An 18,150-nucleotide genomic window follows, 5' to 3' on the forward strand; every position below is an offset into this window, starting at 1 on the left:
ATGAAGCATTCGCGCGTATGGATCGCCATTGGACTCCTTCTCCTTGCAGGCGGTCTCCTCTACTTCAATCATCAAGTGCTTCATATCCGGCCGGCCGAGGTGAAGGAGTGGATCGTCGCCTTCGGCTGGGCTGCACCGGCTGTGTACATGCTTGTCTACACCGTTCGCCCCCTCATTCTGTTCCCCGCCTCCCTCTTGTCTCTGGCAGGCGGCCTGGCCTTCGGACCCTTGTGGGGAACGGTCTACACCGTCATTGGCGCTACGATGGGGGCTGTCGTGGCCTTCGGTGCGGCGCGGCTGCTGGGGGAGCGGTTCGTGAAGAACAGCGATTCGGGCAAATGGCATGCCGTTCAGCTTCAAATGGAGCGGCGCGGGTTTATATATATTGTTATACTGCGTTTTATTCCCATTCTCCCCTTCGACTTGGTCAGCTATGCCGCCGGCGTTGCGAAGGTGCGGCCGTACGCATTCATAATGGGCACGCTCATCGGCATCATACCGGGTACGTTCGCCTATAATTACCTGGGCTCAAGCCTGGCCAGCGGACAGCTGAGTACGATTGTTATTGCTGCAGCCTTATTGCTCCTTGTGATACTCCTCTCGCTGCTGCTGAAGAAAAAAGTGAAACTTAAATAGGAGGTTGGTTGCCGTCTATGAAAACATATGATCTGGTGGTCATCGGAGGCGGGGCCGGCGGTCTCACAGCCGCCGTAGGAGCGGCGCAATTCGACGTCAGTGTCGCCCTGATCGAAAAGGAGCGGCAGCCTGGAGGGGATTGTCTGCACACGGGCTGTGTCCCCTCCAAGGCGCTTATCGCCGCAGCCAAGGACCTGCATACTGCCCGTAAAGCCGCCGCCGCTTATGGTCTCCAGCTAACGGATGACGCCTCCTATAAGGAGGCCTATGACAGAGTGCAGGCAGCCAAAGCGACGATTCAGGAGCATGATGACGCGGATCGACTGCGGGACAAAGGCATCGATGTCTATCATGGTTATGGACGCTTTCGGGATCAGCATCACATCGCGATATCGGACGACGAGGTCATCTATGGCAAACGCATCGTGATCGCCACAGGCTCCAGAGCAGCCGTGCCTAAGATAGATGGGCTGAAGGACGTAGACTATCTGACCAATGAGGACGTATTCGACATGACGGCGCTGCCTTCCAGCCTCATCGTTATTGGAGCTGGGCCTGTTGGCCTGGAGCTGTCCCAGGCATTCGCGCGGCTAGGCTCGCAGGTTACGGTTATGGTAAGGGGCAGCAAGCTTCTGAAGCGTGAGGATGCGGATATCGCTTCCACCCTTCAAGACCTGCTCTCTAGAGAGCTGAACTTCCGTTTCCATACCGATGTGACGAAGATTGAGGCAGCAGCCGAGGGGCGAAAGCGCGTCTATGCGAAGCAGGCCGGCGAAGAGATCGTGCTGGAGGCCGATGCTATACTCATCGCTGCCGGCCGAACGCCGAACACCGATGGGCTCGACCTCTCCCTTGCCGGTGTGGCATGTGACGGGGAGCATATTATCGTGAATAAGTCGCTGCAGACCACCGTCTCTCATATCTATGCGGTTGGCGATGTCCTGAAGGCCTTCCCCTTCACCCATGCGGCGGGCATGGAAGGCAAGATCGTCGTCGCCAATGCCGTGTTCGGATTACGGCGCAAGGTCAGCTATACCCATGTGCCATGGGTTACCTACACCGATCCCGAGCTCTTCCATCTCGGCATGACGGAGGAGGAGGCGCGGAGGGAGCATGGGGATTCTATTGGGGTATACAAAGTGAATCTGGATCAGGTGGACCGATTCATAACGGATCAGGAGACCCACGGCTTGGTGAAAATCATCACAGACCGCAGAGGCGCCATACTCGGCGCGCACGCTGTTGGCCGAGGAGCCGGAGATTGGATGCAGGAGGCTGTATTCGCCAAGCAATTCCGGCACAAGCTGGGCTCCCTGTCGCAAGTTGTGCATCCCTACCCGGCACATAGCGAGGCGCTGATGAAGGCGTCCAGCCAGTACTGGCGTCAGAGGCTGGTCCGGGGCTGGCTGCCGCGCCTGATGAAGCGTTATGTGAAGTGGTTTCGCTAAGTTAAAAAAATAGAAGCTAAACAGGGGGATTGAAATGCGGCTTACCTATCGACGAACGATTATCACGCTTCTCCTATTCGTTATCTTCTCTATCGCCGTCTCCTGCTCGGCCCAGAATGAGAAGCAGAGCCAGAGCGACAATGGCGCCAGCGGCACTACCGATGACGCCCTCCTATCCGGCTCCTGGGAGCAGGTGCTGTCAGCGGCCAGAGGAGGCACGGTCAACTGGTATATGTGGGGCGGGAGCGAAGCCATCAATACCTTCGTTGATCAGAAGTATGGCTCTGTGCTCAAGGAGCAGTACGGCATTACGCTCCGCCGTGTTCCTGTGAGCGATACAGCGGAAGCCGTCACCAAAGTGCTGAATGAGAAGCAAGCCGGCAAGCACAGCAACGGCAGCGTGGACCTGATCTGGATTAATGGGGAGAACTTTGCGACATTGAAGCAAGGGGATGCCCTGTTCGGCCCCTTCGCCGACAAGCTGCCTCATTCCGCCTACGTGGACTACTCCAATCCGGTGGTGGGCAGAGACTTCGGCCTGGATACGAACGGCTATGAGTCGGTGTGGGGCAGCGCCCAGTTCCAGCTCGTCTATGATGCCGACCGGCTACAGGAGAGCGAGCTGCCGCGCAGCTATGCCGAGCTTAAGGACTGGATCAAGCAGCATCCAGGCCGCTTCACCTACAACGCGCCGCCAGACTTCATCGGAACCCGCTTCGTGAAGCAGCTCTTCTACGAGCTGACAGGCGGCTATGAAGGCTGGGAGCAGCCCTTCGACCAAGCTGTATTCGAGACAGAGTCGTCCAAGGTATGGGACTATTTGAACGAAATTAAACCCTACCTGTGGCGCAACGGGGACACGTATCCGAAGTCCATCGCCGAGCTGAACCGGCTGTTCAACAATAACGAAATTGATTTTACCTTTACCCAGGAGATTGGCGGCATAGCCTCGGATATTAACAGGGGCATTCTGCCAGAGACAGCGGCTCCTTATGTGTTCGACACGGGAACGATAGGCGATTATCATTATGTGGCTATCCCCTATAATGCGGCTAACAAGGCGGCAGCGATGGTGGTGGCCAATCTCATTCTGGAGCCAGGGCTTCAATTCCAGAAAGCTTCCGCTGCGAGCGGCTGGGGCGACGGACTCGGCATTGACCCCGCTCGGCTGACAGGAGACCTGAAGAAGCAGTATGACGAGATTAGCGAGGAGCAGGGCCAAACAGCGGTCCCTGCAGACGTGCTGCTGAAGTTTAAGCTCCCGGATCTGGCTGCCGCTTATACGCCTGCCCTGGAGGAGGGCTGGAAGACACATGTTCTATTCCAGAAGTAAGCGAGCGCAACGGCTCATGGTGTGCCTCATGCTGCTCCCCGCATTCGCGCTGGTGCTCGGCACCTTCCTTGCGGGGACCGCTATCAGCTTGATACAGAGCCTGGATTACTTGCCCTTCATCGGGCATACCCAGCTGTCTCTGCAGGCCTATAGGGATATACTGGGTTCTACGGTCATTCTCCATGGACTGGTATTCTCGCTTGCTGTAGCACTGGTCGCCACTATCATCTCCGCCATGATAGCCATGCTGCTCGCCCATCTTCTTCGGCCCTATACCAATCAAGGGGGATGGCTCTACTTCCTGCTGCAATTCAACATCCCCATTCCCCATGTGGTGGGAGCCGTCGCCATAGGCATGCTGTTCAGTCAGAGCGGACTACTCGCGCGATTGGCAGCTGCCGCAGGCATGATTCAGCAGCCCTCTCAATTCCCCGTGCTGATCAACGATCAGTACGGGGCAGGCATCATCATGGAGTATATATGGAAGGAAGTGCCCTTCATTGCCATTACGCTGCTGAGCATCTTGAAGTCATGGGTTGTTCCCTATGAGCAGCAGCTGCAATTGCTGGGTGCCGGCAGGTGGCAGCGGTGGAGAATGGTCACCTTGCCCTTCATGCTTCCACCCCTGATCTCGTCCTGCATGATTGTGTTTGCCTATACCTTCGGCTCCTTCGAGGTTCCCTATATACTGGGATCAGTGAGCCAGCCGACGCTTCCCTTGCTGGCTTATGAGGCGTATCTCCATCCCGACCTCCAGCGGCGTCCTGAGGCCATGGCCATCAATATGGTCATTACCCTCATCAGTATGATCCTTATCGCAATCTATATGAAGTGGGGGGAGACGCATGCCGCAAGGCGAAGCTAAGCTGAAAGCACGCAAGTCTATCCTTCTGATGGTTCTCTGCGCAGCGGCCGTCATCCCGTGCATCCCCATTCTGCTGTGGTCGTTCTCCCAGCAATGGCGTTATCCCGAGCTGCTCCCGGTCTGGTCGCTGCGAGCATGGCAATCTATCTTCTCTCCCCATTCGCAAGTGCTCCCTGCCGCATGGAATAGTCTGGGACTGGCGATCGCTACGAGCCTGCTGTCCCAAGCAGCCGCTTATCCCGCTGCCCGAGCGCTGGGACTCTATGTGAAAGCATGGAGCAAGCCGCTTAGGCTGCTCATGATCGGTCCTTTGCTTATTCCCGGCATATCCATCGCGATAGGTGTTCATATGCTGTTCCTGAGGATTGGACTTGCCGATCTGTGGATCGGTGTCGTGCTTGCACATTTGATTACCGCCATTCCGTACGCCATATACCTGCTCTATGGGTTCTATGCGACGTATGACAGCGGCTATGAGACGCAATTGAGGCTGTTAGGCGCCAGTCGATGGCAGACCTTCCTCATGGCGGAGCTTCCGCTGCTGCGTCCTGCTCTGTCTCTCAGCGTGCTCTTCAGCTTTCTCATATCCTGGAGCCAATACTTATTCACCGTATTCATCGGCGGCGGCCATCTCGTCACGCTCCCCATGCTGCTATTCAGCACCGTATCGAGCGGAGACTATGCGCTTACCAGCGCGCTTTCCCTGCTGCTGGTTGCACCCGCACTTGTCATCGTGATCCTCACGGCCCTCAGCGTGAACCGAGATCGTTATCATGGAAAGGAGGCGAAGCGGGTCACGCCCGTCATATGAAACCATATTTCTTGCAGGTTGACGATATCAGCTATCATTACCAAGAGGGGCATTCTGCGTTCAAGCTGAAGCCGCAAAGCCTCACCCTCAGCAAGGGCCAATTGCTTGTTATTCTGGGCCCGTCAGGCAGCGGCAAATCCACGCTGCTGCAGCTCCTGGCGGGCTTGCTGCAGCCGGATACCGGAACAATCCTAATGGACGGCGCCCCCGTTCACGGGCTGCCGCCCGAGAAGCGCGGCCTTTCGATGATTTTCCAGAAGCCTTATTTGCTCCCGTTCCTGACTGTGGGCGAGAATGTCGAGATTGGCCTGAAGCTCCAGGGCATCCCTCGCCGAGATCGAAGGGCCAAGGCGGAGCATATGCTTCAGCAGATGGGGCTGTCCGACATGTACAACCGATCCATCTCCTCCTTATCAGGCGGCCAGGAGCAGCGTGTGGCGCTGGCCCGCTCCCTTGTCATCGAGCCCCGGCTGCTCCTGCTGGATGAGCCGTTCAGCCAGCTGGACCCTATGCTTCGACGCAGCATGGGACGCTGGCTGATGGATATGAAGCAGCAGTGGGACACCCCGATGATCATGATCACCCATGATCGTGAGGAGGCGCTGACGCTTGGCGATCATTTCCTCATTATGCGGGATGGCGCCATGCAGCAATGGGGCACGCTGGAGGATGTCTATTACGAGCCGTCCAATGGCTGGACCGCCCAGTTCATGGGCTTCGATAATGTGATCTCCGGCATAAAGACTGGAGCTCAGGTCCATACTTGTCTTGGTGTAAGGAAGCTAAGAGAGGGCTGTGCCGGGATTTCGGATGGTCCGGTTCAGGTGACGCTGCGGTCGGAATGGCTGGCGCTCACTGAGCCCGGGGAGCATTCCGCCATGACGGGGAGGGTCATCGCATGCTCCTTCCAGGGTGAATATTCGGAGGTAAAGGTGCAGATGGCCGAGGAGATGGTGGTAATCAAGCAATTAGGCATCGCCAGGCTTGAACCACAAAGCTTAGTGGGCGTACATATTAAGAATGATGCAGTCTGGTGTCTGCCAAGGGAGGTAAGCTGATCGATGCTGGATTCTTATGCGCGGCGTATCGTTCAACCCGCTATTAGCGGAGGCGCCAAGCTTCTAAAGGGTGCTGGACTCTCTGCCAATACGGTATCATGGCTGGCTATGCTGCTGGGTGTGGGAAGCAGCGCCGTATGGATGGCCGGCTACCCAGCCGCTGCTGTGGCTGTTCTGTGGATATCCGGTTATCTGGATGCCGTGGATGGCACAATCGCCAGAATGACCAAGCCCTCCAAGTGGGGGAATATATTGGATATTACGTTCGACCGTGTTGTCGAGGGAACGATAATGGCAGCCATCCTGATCATGTATCCCGAGCATATTCTGCCGCTAGGCTTGATACTTGCTGCCATTCTCGTTAACGTGACAGCGTTCCTGGTAGCCGGCAATGTGATTAGCAACTCCGGGGTGAAGGGATTCCACTACAATCCCGGCATATTGGAGCGCACAGAGGCCTTCGTCTTCTTCTCCCTGCTCATGCTGCTTCCGTCGATGGTTGCCGTCATCGCCTGGATCTTCCTGGTCCTGCTTCTGTTCACGACGATCAAGCATCTGCGCGACGTTTATGTCTGGCTCGAAGAGAACAGCCCCGATTAGCCTGTTCGCTGTTCTCTTCCTGCCAGTCTGCCAGTCTGAATGGCTTACCTAATCACCAATGCATGTGTGCCCAACGCGTCGTAGGAGGCGAAGAAGGCATCCGCGTCATAAGTCACTTGCCCTTCCAGCGGATTCATGACATGCACGATATTGCTTGCTTTGTTGTAGCCGTTCAGCACGACGCAGTGCAGATTGACCGGCGCCTTGAACAGCTCGCCCGTATCGCTGAAATACCATGACGAAGTCACCTTCGGAGGCGACAGGTCCAGTGTAACCCAGATGACAACGGGGCGTCCCGCGTCGAGCTCGGTGTAGATCCCCTCACGAGTGCTGCCCGTCAGATCCACCGGCGTATAGCCGCCGCCGAACTCGTCGAACACCTTGTTAGCCGCTTCGATAATAGGCGGAGCATAGGAGAACCACGCGATGGCGTCACGCGGATTGCCCGCATAAGCCTTGTTGGGATCGGCGCCATACAGCTTGCCATCCTTGCGGTAGAAGGGCTCCTGCGGCAAATAATGATCCGCCATGTTCTCCTTCGTCAGGTCGAAGCCCAGGCCGTTCAGCACGGCCGTCAGCGACGTAATCTCGCAGCCATTGGGCAGCTCCGGCTTCTGCATGACGACCGGAACGTTGTCGATGTACACCTCGGATAGATCCAAGGAACCGTCCTCGCCCCAAGCGTACCCCCGGACGAAGTCCGGAATCGCGCTAGTGAGCGCGACCTCCTGATTCTTCTGCAGAAGCGAGACGCTGACAGCCTCCTGGCTCAGCTCGAACGGCGCCATCACCTTGCTCTGCTTCACCGCGTAATGATTCCCGTAATTCAGCGGCGACGTTACGGCGCGCCCTTCGGCATCCGTCGTCACAACCTCCAGGGTCCTATTGGACGTCGTGTCGACAATTGCGATTTCTGTTCCCGGAATGGGATGCTGCGTTGCGCTGTCGGTATGAACAATTGTAATAGTGCCTTGCTCGATTACTGCTTCCTCCACAACCTTAGGGGCGTTCCCGGCTTGTCCACCCGAGTCTCCTGCAGGTCCCGCTCCGCCGCCTCCAAGCTCCAGGTCGCCTCTTGCGACCAGCACAGCTGCCGCGATGATGCCGAGTGACAACACGAACCAAATCAACCTTTTCAACGCTCCGTACCTCCATGCTAGACTGATTGCCAGGCTCAACGCTATGCTCAAGCTATACGCGGCCAGCTACTGGCTGATAAACCTCTGGTATGCCTCTTCGTCGAATACCCGGTCGATCTCGCCGATATATTCCGTATAGCGGTCGGGATGGCAGAAGCCTTCCTTGAAGCGGTACAGGCCGTCCGACTGATCCAGCTTGAACACCCCGCCGAAGTCATACCGCGCCTTGCCCTGCTCCACCGACCATTTGATCATTTCCCATTGCAGCAAATGAGGGGCCATCAGATTCCGTTTGTCGTTGCCGCTTGCGCCGTAAATGTACCAGGTTTTGTCCCCGTAGCTGATGGCAACGGCGGCCGCGATCGTCTCGCCCTCATGCTCCGCCAGATACACCCGCGTATACTCCCGGTAGGCATCCAGCATCCGGGAGAAGTAGCCATACGGCCGATACGAGATGCCATGGCGGTTGCTCATGATGACGTACAGATCATGGAAGAGCTCCAGATCCGACTTCTCCGCGCTGTATCTGGTCGTCACGCCCTTGCGTTCCGCCAGCCGGATATTGTAGCGCGTCTTGTGGTGGAAGCTCTCCAGCAGCTCCTGCTCCGACTTGCCCTTCAGATCAAGCACCATGTTGAAGCGCGGCTGCGTCGTGTCCTTCGCGGACACATTGCGGCTCCGCAGCACATAGCCGAGCTCCGCATACCGCTCACACAGCCCCTCGTCGTAGACCGTCTCCGGATCGAGTCGCAGCACGAAGGCGTTCTGGGCTCGCACAGCCGCCTCCGCCTCCTGCACCAGGCGGTGCACCAGCTCCGCGTCCCTCGGGTCGCACACGGGACCTTTGCACGCATAAGCGAGCTTCCCGTCGCCTACGGCGTTCACCATCAGCACCGACATCGCCGCGATGATCTCGCCCCCTTCTTCCAGGTACACGTACAGCGGAAGCCAGTTGCTCTTCACCTCCGACCATGCCATATCCTGCGTCGTAGACGCGAACGGCGACATGCGGATGAACCGCTCATAGCGGCTCCGTTCCTCTTGATTCGTGATGTCAACGATCGGCATTACAGATTTCCTTTCTGCTCATAGAATTGCTTGAACCTGTCCTCATATTGCTTGTAATACTTGCGGACATGCCACCAGCGCTTGATCGCCTTATCCGCGTGGTATTGAAGCGTCAGGCAATACTTCTTCTCCTTGATCAGCTTCTTCATATATTGCACGGCTTCCTTGTCCTCGGTATAGGTCAGCGCGACCTCCTTCGGCACGCCCAGCCACAGATGCTCCGTATGGGCATACACCGTCGGCTCTTCCTTGCCGTATACCAGGCTCTCCACGATAAACTTCGCCAGATTATACCCGCTGCCCGTTGTGAAGAAGCTGCTGCGGCCCTGGCGCAGGTTGATCTCGAATATCTTGTATTTGCCGTCACGCGCGTCATACTTCATATCGAAGTTAGCCAGTCCGGTGTAGCCGAGCCTCTCGAGGAACTGCTGATATTTGATATAAATGTCCTCATTGTATTCGTTCACGATAGCCACATAATTCCCGACCAGGGATGGCGTGCAATCCTCCAGCAGCGGACGGCCAAGACACATCAGGCGCACCTTGCCATGCTGATCGGAGTAAGCGTTCAGCACCCGCATATGGGAGTCGTCGCCAGGGATGAAATCCTGCACGATCATCTTCCCCGCGTAGGAGGAGCTGTAGATAGCCTGCAGCGTGCGGTCCAGCTCCGCTTGATCTTTGATGATATACGCCTTCTTCTTGCCCTCGAACGACGCTTCCAGATAAGCGATGCTGTCCGCGGGCTTCAGCGCGACGGGGAAGCCGAACGGCAGCTGCGGCGACTCCGCGTTCTCCTTGGTGACGATATATGTCGCGGGATAATCCAGCCCGTACTCCTCGCAGAGCGCGTAGAACCGGTCCTTGTACAGCAGCTCGTCGATCCACTTCTCCGCGACGAACGGCAGCTCGTAATAAGGCGCCAGCTTGTCCTGATTGCGAATGACCAGCTCCGCGTAGCTGTCGCTGCTGGCGACCAGCACCAGCTTGTCCGCCTCCTGCTTCAGCTCGCGCGCGAAGGCGATCATCTCGTCGGCGAAGACGGACGGCTCGTCGAGATTCTCTACGACCTTGATCGTCGTAATATCGGAATAGTTCGTCATGAACAGGCGGCCCTTGCCTATGCAGCGGCTCGTTACGCCATAGGCCATATGGAAGGAGCGCGCCATGCCGTAAGCGTTAATATCAGTGCCGAGAATGACGGGGATGAAGTCCCTGTTAGCCACTAAATCCATCTCCTTTGATCATCTACATATCCATAAAAAATCGCTTGTACCACACGAGGAACACATACGAGGTCCAAATGTAGCGGGCGCGGTTCCTGCGGCCGTGGTAATGCTCGTCCAGATAGCCGATCAGCTTGTCCGTGTTGAAGAACGCCTCCGCGTAGTCCGAGGAGAACGTCTCCTTCACGAGGTTGTAGTAGCGCTCCTCGCGCAGCCAATGGCGCACCGGCACGGGGAAGCCCAGCTTGGGACGGTTCGCCCATTCCTCGGGCAGCTCCTGCAGCGCCGCCTGGCGCAGGGCGTACTTCGTATCAATCGCGTTGACGCGATGGCGCGACGGGAGCTTCTTGCCCAGCTCCATGACGCGCTTGTCCAGGAACGGCACGCGCAGCTCGATGGAATGCGCCATGCTCATCTTGTCCGCCTTCAGCAGAATATCGCCCGGCAGCCATAGATGCAGGTCGAGATGCTGCATTTTGGTCACGTCATCCTTGCCCTGCACGTCGTTGTACACCTTGCGTGTAATGCTGGAGACGGACGGACCTTTGCGATAATCCGGCTTCAGCACGCCAAGCGCGTCCTCCTCGGTGAAGATGACGGCCTCTCCGATGAACCGCTCCTCCACCTTCTGTCCGCCCTTGACGAGAAACTCGGAAATCCGGTTAGCGGGCAGCTTCTTGGCAACATGATGCACCGCTCGGCGAATGCCATAAGGCAGCTTCTCGTAGCGCTCCATCTTCGGCGAGTTCTGGTACCAGGGGTATCCGCCGAATATTTCGTCCGCACCCTCGCCCGACAGAACGACCGTTACGTCTCTGCGGGCCAGCTCAGCCAGGAAGTACAACGGCAGCGAGGACAGATTGGAGTGCGGCTCGTCCATATGATATTGGATCGTCGGAAGGGCGTTGAAGCATTCCTCCGCCGTCACCATACGGCGCTCGTTGTGCACGTTCAGCTGCTCCGACAGCTCCTTGGCCAGGTTCGTCTCGTTGAACATCGCTTCATAATCGGCGAAGCCGACGGAGAACGACTTGTTCGGACGCAGCAGCGCCGTAATATAGCTGGAGTCGATGCCTCCGGAGAGGAACGAGCCGACCTTCACGTCGCTGATTCGATGAGCGGCTACGGACTCCCGCATCGTCTCGCGGATCTCCTCCACATAATGCTCCAGCGACTGCTCTTCCTCGCGGAACGACTTGTCCCAGTAGGATTGAAGCGTCATCTCGCCGTTCTTGAGCACCATATAATGCGCGGGCGGCAGCTTGTACACGCCCTTGAAGAATGTTTCGTCCATGGCCGAATATTGGAACGTCAAGTAAGGACGCAGCGCGTCCTTGTTCAGCTCCTTCACGAAGGACGGATGAGGCAGGAATGACTTGATCTCCGAGCCGAACAGGAACGTGCCGTCTACCGTATGGCGCGTATAATAGAGCGGCTTGATGCCGAAGCCGTCGCGCGCGATAAACGTCGTGCCGTCACGCTTGTCCCAGATGCAGAACGCGAACATGCCCCGCAGCCGCCCAAGCAGCTCCGTGCCGTAAGCCAAGTACCCGTAGATGAGCACCTCGCTGTCCGAGGAGGTACGGAACGTATAGCCCTTGCTCTTCAGCTCCTCGCGGAGCTCCTGAAAGTTGTAGATCTCGCCGTTGAAGACGAGGACAATGCTGCCGTCCTCGCTATATAAAGGCTGATTCGCCGCCGTCGACAGGTCGATAATGCTCAGCCTGCGAAAGCCCAGCACCACGCTGTCATCCTCGTGCACACCGCCGCTGTCGGGCCCGCGATGGACGATGGTCTCCAGCATATTGGCCATAATGGATGAATGATCCATTGCGTGGCTTCCTTTGATGTATCCTACAAATCCGCACATGCCTATTCACCTCAAATTTCATACAATTACACTCTTTACATGATACCTTTAACGCGGGGTTCTTGTCGACTTGCGCGGGCTTTGACAATTTCCCACAATTCCTTGATATTGTGTCCGCATTCCTATTCTAAAGTAAAGGAGCAAGCCAAGATATCAATCGAATGGAGGAATTGTACCATGACCAAAAAAGTGTGGACCAAGACGCTCGTGCCAGGCATTCTGGCGCTATCCATCGCGGCAGCCATGCCGGCGGGCGCATATGCAGCGGAGATCGGCCAGCGCACGGGAGCGGCGAACATCAAGGCGGAGGCGGCGAACGCCCTGAAAGAGAGGACGCAGGCGATTCGTGAGGCGCGATTGCTGGCCGACGGGCTTCACCGCGAGACGTACCTGCTGCTGCTTGCGGAGAAATACGCTCCTGCTACGCTGCCGGAGTGGGAGGCCGCCTTCGCGGAGCGCAAAGCGGTTAAGGAGCAGCTGCAGGCGCTGGAACCGGTTCAGAACCGGAAGGAGGACTTGCAGGCCCGGCTGGAGGAGCAGAAGGCGAAGCTGGACAGCGGCGAGCTTACACCTCGCGAGTTCAAGGAAAACGTCCTGCAATGGAAGAGCAGCAGGCAGAACGCATGGGAGCAGAAGCGCGACAGCCTGCAGCCTATGAAGGAGCAAGCGAAGGCGTTGAAGGAGGCCTTCCATGCCGCCATCGCTTCCGGTGACGCGGCCGCCATCCAAGCGGCTCTTGGCGACATGCTGGCTCATTATACGCAAGTAACGGCGCAGCTGGAGAAAAAGCTGGAGGAATGGACCGCTTCCATTTAAGATAAAGAGACATTGAAATGGGAGAGGGAGGCGAGCGGAGTTGCCGCATCTCGTGTATTTGGTAGAGGATGAGCCGCATCTGAATGGCGTGCTCCGCTCCTATATGGAGAAGGAAGGCTGGGGCGTGCGCGCCTTCCTGACGGGCGAGGAGGCTATGGACGCCATGCGCGGCGGACAACCCTCGTTGTGGGTGCTGGATATTATGCTGCCGGACACTGACGGCTACCAGCTGCTGCGGGACATCAAGGCCGCAGCGCCGGAGGTGCCCGTCATCTTCATCTCGGCGCGCGACGCGGAGCTGGACCGCGTGCTGGGGCTGGAGCTGGGCGGCGAGGACTACATCGCCAAGCCGTTCTCGCCGCGCGAGCTGATTATTCGAGCGCGCCGGCTTCTGGACAGGCTGGCCGTTCCTGCGTCGGGCGGCGGCGCGGGGGCGGTGTCCGGGCCTGGGCCGGAGCACCGCGGAACGGCGATACCGCTCCCTCCCTACCTCCTAATGCCCGGACAGAGAACAGTGACGGAAGGCGGCGCGGCGCTGGAGCTGACCTCTCTGGAATTTGACGTGCTGGCCTTCCTGGCGTCCAGCCCCGGCCACTCCTTCACCCGCGAGCAAATTCTGGACGCGGTGTGGGGAGCGGATTATTACGGCACGGACCGCGTGGTGGATGACGTCGTCCGGCGCATTCGCAAGAAGCTGCCGCAGCTTCGCCTGGAGACGCTGTACGGCTATGGCTACAGGCTGGTGCGCCCATGACGAACAAGCCGCTCCGCGTGCAGCTATGGTTCGTCCTGTGCGGCGTATTCGCATGCCTGTTCCTCCTCGTGCTGATCGCGCTGCGCCCGACGTTGAACGCTTTCTTCACCAAGGAGACCTACACCTCTATAGATAATGCCCAGCAGGCTGTCCGCTCCGGCGGACAGCTGCAGCTCGTTCTGGAGGGCGAGACGGGCTGGGAGCGCCAGCAGGAGCTGCAGAACATTCGGGCCGTTCAGCACATCGTGATGCTCGATAATGGCCGACTGGCGCCCGCTGCCAAGATACCGGGCCAATTGGGGCCGCACATTCGCAAGCAGGCGCTGACGCAGACTGCTGAATCGCAGCGGTACTCGCTGAGCAGCTCCGGGGACACCATTCGCTATATCATTTCCAAAACCTCATTGGCGGGACGCAGCGTCTATCTCATCTCCTACATGTGGGACACGTATCAGAAGGAGCTCACGGCGACGCTGTTCAAACGGCTGGCGCTGCTGTTCGCCATCGTCACCGTCATCGGGCTTCTGCCGGCCTATGCGCTGTCTCATTACTTGACGCGTCCGCTCCGGAAGCTGCAGGAGCATGTGCGGCGCATCGCGGCGCGCGAGTGGCATAAGCCCGTGCCTATTGAACGGTCTGACGAGATTGGCGAGCTGTCCGTCTCAATTGAAAGCATGCGCAAGCAGCTCGTCCAGCATGATGAAGCCCAGCAGGAGATGCTGCAGCAGCTGTCCCACGAGCTCAAGACGCCGGTCATGGTCATTCACAGCTACGCGCAGGCCATTCTCGACGGCATCTACCCCAAGGGCAGCGTAGAAGCGTCGGTGCAGGTCATTGAGAGCGAAGCCGATCGGCTGTCGGCCAGAATCGCGAAGCTCCTGTTTCTAACGAAGCTCGACTATATAGCGGAGCAGCAGCAGCCACCGGTGCGCCAGAGCATTCGGCTAGACAAGCTCGCGGCCGATGTTGTGGAGCGGCTGAGCTTGCGCAGGCCGGAGCTCTCTATTGCATGTCGGCTGGAGCCGGGCGTCGAGCTGCCAGGAGATGAGTCGCAGCTGACCGCGATTATCGAGAATCTCGTAGACAACGGCATTCGGTTCGCCCATTCCAGGCTGGAGGTGTCGTTAAGCCGGCAGCTCGCCGCGGGCTCCGGGCCGTCGCGGCCAGGGGGCGTAGCTCCAGGCATTGTGCTGGAGGTATGGAACGACGGCGAGCCGCTCGACCCCGAGCTCGGCGAGCGGCTGTTCCAGCCGTTCCAGCACGGCAAGCGAGGCCAATTCGGCCTGGGCCTCGCCATTGTGTCCCGCGCGGCGAAGCTGCATGGCGGGCGGGCCTTGGCGGAGAACGCGCGGGGCGGCGTTCGGTTTACGGTTTATTTTGGACCATGATGGGGATGGCTTACGCTACGGCACTGTCGCATTCGCATTCGCATGAAACGAGCTTTTTCGACATTTCTTGATAAACAGGCAGGATTTCCCCGATTGGGGAGCGAATGTTATCGGGAAAAGGAATGTACGGCAGAAGGAGAGACGGTCATGCATGGGAATGGCGACAAGGCACCCCTATATAAGGAGAATTTGACGCCCGAGCAGCTGTTGAAGATCATATTCGACTATACGGCCAAGATTGCGAACGATCAGCGGCTGGATTCGGTATTGATTCTGATGGCGAACATGGGGCGCGAATTGGTGCTCGCTGACCGCTGCGCCGTCTGGCTGGTGGACCAATTGCGGGAAGAGCTGTTCACCGTCGTCGCCCATGGCGTCGGGGAGCTTCGCATTCCATATGGAAGCGGTCTGGTGGGGGCATCCATCTGCTCCGGCGAGCCGATCTTCATCGATGACGCCTATAAGGATGACCGGCATAACCGGGACAGCGATGCGAAGACGGGTTACCGCACAAAAGCCATTATGACCATTCCATTCCGCAATAATGACGGAGAGATTATTGGCGCTTACCAAGCGATCAACAAGCTGACGAAGGAAGAACGCTTCTCTGAGCGTGATCTGGAATATTTGTCGCTGGCCGCTTCGTACACGGGCAAATCGCTGGAATCCGTTATGCTGCATGAGGAGATATTCGCTACGCAGAAGGAAATTATCGAGACGATGGGCGAGATCGGCGAAAGCCGCTCCAAGGAGACGGGCAAGCACGTTCGTCGCGTCTCGCAATATTCATATTTAATCGCGCTGGGCCTGGGCATGACGGAGCAGGAGGCGGATCGGCTGCGAAGAGCGTCGCCGATGCACGATATCGGCAAGGTCGCCATTCCGGACGCTATTCTGCAGAAATCCGGCAAGCTGACGGAGGAAGAATTCGAGCTCATGAAGAGCCACACGGTCATTGGCTACGAGCTTCTGCGTCATTCCCGCCGCGAGCTTCTGCTGACGGCAGCGATCGTCGCGCATCAGCATCATGAGAAGTGGGACGGCAGCGGCTATCCGCAAGGGCTACGCGGCGAGGACATCCATATCTACGGCCGCATTACCGCCGTCGCTGACGTCTTCGACGCGCTGGGCAGCGCCCGCGTCTATAAGCCCGCGTGGGAGCTGGAGCGCATCCTCTCTTTGTTCGAGCAGGAACGCGGCCGCCACTTCGACCCGCGCGTCGTCGACGCGTTTTTGGCGCAGCTCCCCCTCATTCTCGAGGTGAGGGACCGGGAATCGGACGTTTGACCGCCAGTACGGCTGCGCAGGCACACAGAACGGCAGCGCACACAGAAGAGGGGCAATCGCCCAGTCATTCGCATGACTGGGCGATTGCCCCTTTATTTGGAGTGTTGGCGACATGTAGACGTTTCTGGCACGTCTATTTGCTGCCGGACACCCGTTTCTGCACATTTAGACGTTTCTAGCACGTCTATTTGCTGCTGGACACCCGTCTCCGCTCATTTAGACGTTTCTGGCACGTCTATTTGCTGCCGGACACCCGTTTCCGCTCATTTAGACGTTTCTGGCACGTCTATTTGACACCGGATGCCCGTCTCGGCTCATTTAGACGTTTCTGGCACGTCTATTTGCTGCCGCTGTCCAGCAGCACCGCCTTGTACTCCTCGTCAACCGCTAGGAGGAAGCCAGCTCGCTCGGCCAAGTAGCCCGCCGCCGCATAAGCGGAGCCGCCTCTCAGGACAACCTCCTTATCGCTTGCGGTGAACAGCTCCACACTCCAATCGCCTTTTGTTGCAACAATGGAGCGCGACTCTTCCTTCCATACGATATCCGCGCCCCACACTTCCAGCAGCCTGCGCACCGGAATGTAGAACTCGGCAGGCTCACCCTTGGCGAATGGCATCTTCCCGTTCTGGAAGGCCATCAGCTCACCGTCCATCCATACCTGCGGCGTCTCGCCCGGAGGCAGAAGCTCCGTGGAGGCGATCAGATCCGCCGCGCTGCGAACCGGTGATAACGGCTGTGATGGATCAACCTGCAGCGCCTTGAGCGAGCCGTTTAACGTATCGGAGACATACAGCACACCGTTACTGTAGAGCAGCGCCGAAGGCTGGTTGAAGCCTGCCGCCTCGCCCGTTCCCGCTTCATTGCCTGGCGAGCTGGAGCCCGCAAGTGTAACCACCGTACCATTCGAGCGTACAGCGCGAATTCGGTTGTTCAGGCTGTCCGCGACGAACAGGACTCCCTCAGCATACGCCAGCCCTCGCGGACGGTCGAATAACGCCTCGCTGCCAGCGCCGTTGCGGTAGCCGCCCGTCATATAGCCGGTCAGCTCATCCTTGTCCGTTTCCTTGCCGGCATAAGTCGTTACACGCCCCTCAAAAATATAGCGTATAACGCTGTTGCCGGTATCCGCTACGTACAGACCGCCTCGCTCGTCAATCGCAAGACCAGTTGGCTCATTAAAGCGTGCAGTCGCCACAGGTGCGTCCAGGTACCCGCCCTCTTCGCCGCCCTTCCCGGCGAACGTCGTAACCTGGCCGTCCGGCGCAATGCGGCGGATAACGTGGTTCAACGTGTCCGCCACGTAGATGTGGCCCTGAGCGTCAATTGCAAGCCCTGTCGGCGCATGCAGCCTAGCCTCGCCACGCTTGCCATCGCTAAAGCCCGCCGTACCGTTGCCGGCCACGGTGTACACTTCGCCGTTCTCCAGCCTGCGGACAACATGATTGTCCGTATCGGCAATATACAGAATACCTTTGTCATCGGTAACGGCGAACGTCGGGTTCAGGAACGCGGCTGCCTTGGCCGTACCGTCCAGATAGCCTTCTTCGGCACTGCCGGTCACCTCCAACGGTTCACCGTCAGCCCAGCGCTTAATGCCGTTTTGACCCTGTACGACATACAAGCCTCCGTCCTTTGCTTCAGCCAGCCCCCACGGCTGGCTGAAGCCTTCGGCTGCGATGGACACCTTGTGTCCACCGCTGCTCGCAGCTGCGGCTCCCGCGCCGCGCGCGTCCTCCGCGCTGGCTGGCAGGCTTAGCGCTGCCGTTAAAGCGATCGCCATTAGGCCTCCCGTCCATACACCGGCGCGGGAGCCGCTCTTGAATTGTTTTCGCATCATATCGGTTCCTCCTC

The 18,150-nt window shown here is 58.2% G+C and carries 16 protein-coding genes; 11 read left to right on the forward strand and 5 right to left on the reverse strand.

Annotated features, from left to right (window positions below; genetic code table 11):
• From AB1S56_RS24035 to AB1S56_RS24065, 7 genes are read left to right on the forward strand one after another with little or no spacing between them, the layout of a single operon-like run.
• Complete coding sequence (locus tag AB1S56_RS24035; protein WP_340872459.1) at positions 1-636, forward strand: TVP38/TMEM64 family protein; 636 nt, start codon at positions 1-3, stop codon at positions 634-636.
• A 17-nt stretch (positions 637-653) separates the two neighbouring features.
• On the forward strand, positions 654-2,084 hold the full coding sequence (locus AB1S56_RS24040) for an FAD-dependent oxidoreductase (protein ID WP_340872461.1): 1,431 nt from the start codon (positions 654-656) through the stop codon (positions 2,082-2,084).
• Between the two features lie 34 nt (positions 2,085-2,118).
• Positions 2,119-3,417 (forward strand): ABC transporter substrate-binding protein, encoded by a 1,299-nt coding sequence (locus tag AB1S56_RS24045; RefSeq protein ID WP_340872462.1) that lies wholly within the window; start codon positions 2,119-2,121, stop codon positions 3,415-3,417.
• The gene (locus AB1S56_RS24050; protein ID WP_340872463.1) at positions 3,398-4,282 is read left to right on the forward strand and encodes an ABC transporter permease subunit; all 885 of its coding nucleotides are present in this window, start codon (positions 3,398-3,400) and stop codon (positions 4,280-4,282) included. The genes AB1S56_RS24045 and AB1S56_RS24050 overlap by 20 nt, the downstream gene beginning before the upstream one ends.
• Complete coding sequence (locus AB1S56_RS24055) at positions 4,263-5,093, forward strand: ABC transporter permease subunit (protein WP_340872464.1); 831 nt, start codon at positions 4,263-4,265, stop codon at positions 5,091-5,093. The genes AB1S56_RS24050 and AB1S56_RS24055 overlap by 20 nt, the downstream gene beginning before the upstream one ends.
• The gene (locus AB1S56_RS24060; protein WP_340872465.1) at positions 5,090-6,151 is read left to right on the forward strand and encodes an ABC transporter ATP-binding protein; all 1,062 of its coding nucleotides are present in this window, start codon (positions 5,090-5,092) and stop codon (positions 6,149-6,151) included. Before AB1S56_RS24055 ends, AB1S56_RS24060 begins: the two co-directional genes overlap by 4 nt.
• A 3-nt stretch (positions 6,152-6,154) precedes the next feature.
• Positions 6,155-6,751, forward strand: coding sequence for a CDP-alcohol phosphatidyltransferase family protein (locus AB1S56_RS24065; protein ID WP_340872466.1), 597 nt, complete (start codon positions 6,155-6,157; stop codon positions 6,749-6,751).
• 44 nt (positions 6,752-6,795) lie between these two features.
• On the opposite strand, the gene AB1S56_RS24070 is transcribed toward AB1S56_RS24065, so the two are convergent.
• The 4 genes from AB1S56_RS24070 to asnB form a co-directional block, all read right to left on the reverse strand.
• Positions 6,796-7,890: a C39 family peptidase gene (locus AB1S56_RS24070; protein WP_340872467.1), complete on the reverse strand. Its 1,095-nt coding sequence runs from the start codon at positions 7,888-7,890 to the stop codon at positions 6,796-6,798.
• A gap of 66 nt (positions 7,891-7,956) precedes the next feature.
• Positions 7,957-8,958 carry a peptidoglycan bridge formation glycyltransferase FemA/FemB family protein gene (locus AB1S56_RS24075; RefSeq protein ID WP_340872468.1) on the reverse strand — a complete coding sequence of 334 codons (1,002 nt, stop codon included), beginning with the start codon at positions 8,956-8,958 and terminating at the stop codon, positions 7,957-7,959.
• Positions 8,958-10,184, reverse strand: coding sequence for an ATP-grasp domain-containing protein (locus AB1S56_RS24080; protein WP_340872469.1), 1,227 nt, complete (start codon positions 10,182-10,184; stop codon positions 8,958-8,960). Before AB1S56_RS24080 ends, AB1S56_RS24075 begins: the two co-directional genes overlap by 1 nt.
• 22 nt (positions 10,185-10,206) lie before the next feature.
• Complete coding sequence (gene asnB, locus AB1S56_RS24085; RefSeq protein ID WP_340872471.1) at positions 10,207-12,054, reverse strand: asparagine synthase (glutamine-hydrolyzing); 1,848 nt, start codon at positions 12,052-12,054, stop codon at positions 10,207-10,209.
• A 177-nt stretch (positions 12,055-12,231) separates the two neighbouring features.
• On the opposite strand from asnB, the gene AB1S56_RS24090 reads away from it, so the two are divergent.
• The 4 genes from AB1S56_RS24090 to AB1S56_RS24105 all read left to right on the forward strand — a co-directional run bounded on the left by AB1S56_RS24090 (position 12,232) and on the right by AB1S56_RS24105 (position 16,299).
• Entirely contained in the window at positions 12,232-12,870 is a 639-nt protein-coding gene (locus AB1S56_RS24090) for a hypothetical protein (protein WP_340872473.1), read from the forward strand.
• Between the two features lie 40 nt (positions 12,871-12,910).
• Positions 12,911-13,624: a response regulator transcription factor gene (locus AB1S56_RS24095; RefSeq protein ID WP_340872474.1), complete on the forward strand. Its 714-nt coding sequence runs from the start codon at positions 12,911-12,913 to the stop codon at positions 13,622-13,624.
• Positions 13,621-15,012 carry an ATP-binding protein gene (locus tag AB1S56_RS24100; RefSeq protein WP_340872476.1) on the forward strand — a complete coding sequence of 464 codons (1,392 nt, stop codon included), beginning with the start codon at positions 13,621-13,623 and terminating at the stop codon, positions 15,010-15,012. The genes AB1S56_RS24095 and AB1S56_RS24100 overlap by 4 nt, the downstream gene beginning before the upstream one ends.
• Before the next feature lie 147 nt (positions 15,013-15,159).
• Positions 15,160-16,299 (forward strand): HD domain-containing phosphohydrolase, encoded by a 1,140-nt coding sequence (locus AB1S56_RS24105; RefSeq protein WP_340872477.1) that lies wholly within the window; start codon positions 15,160-15,162, stop codon positions 16,297-16,299.
• A gap of 337 nt (positions 16,300-16,636) precedes the next feature.
• On the opposite strand, the gene AB1S56_RS24110 is transcribed toward AB1S56_RS24105, so the two are convergent.
• Positions 16,637-18,136 carry an SMP-30/gluconolactonase/LRE family protein gene (locus AB1S56_RS24110; protein WP_340872478.1) on the reverse strand — a complete coding sequence of 500 codons (1,500 nt, stop codon included), beginning with the start codon at positions 18,134-18,136 and terminating at the stop codon, positions 16,637-16,639.
• Positions 18,137-18,150: the final 14 nt, after the last annotated feature.

The organism is Paenibacillus sp. PL2-23 (genome assembly GCF_040834005.1).
Classification (GTDB): Bacteria; Bacillota; Bacilli; order Paenibacillales; family Paenibacillaceae; genus Pristimantibacillus.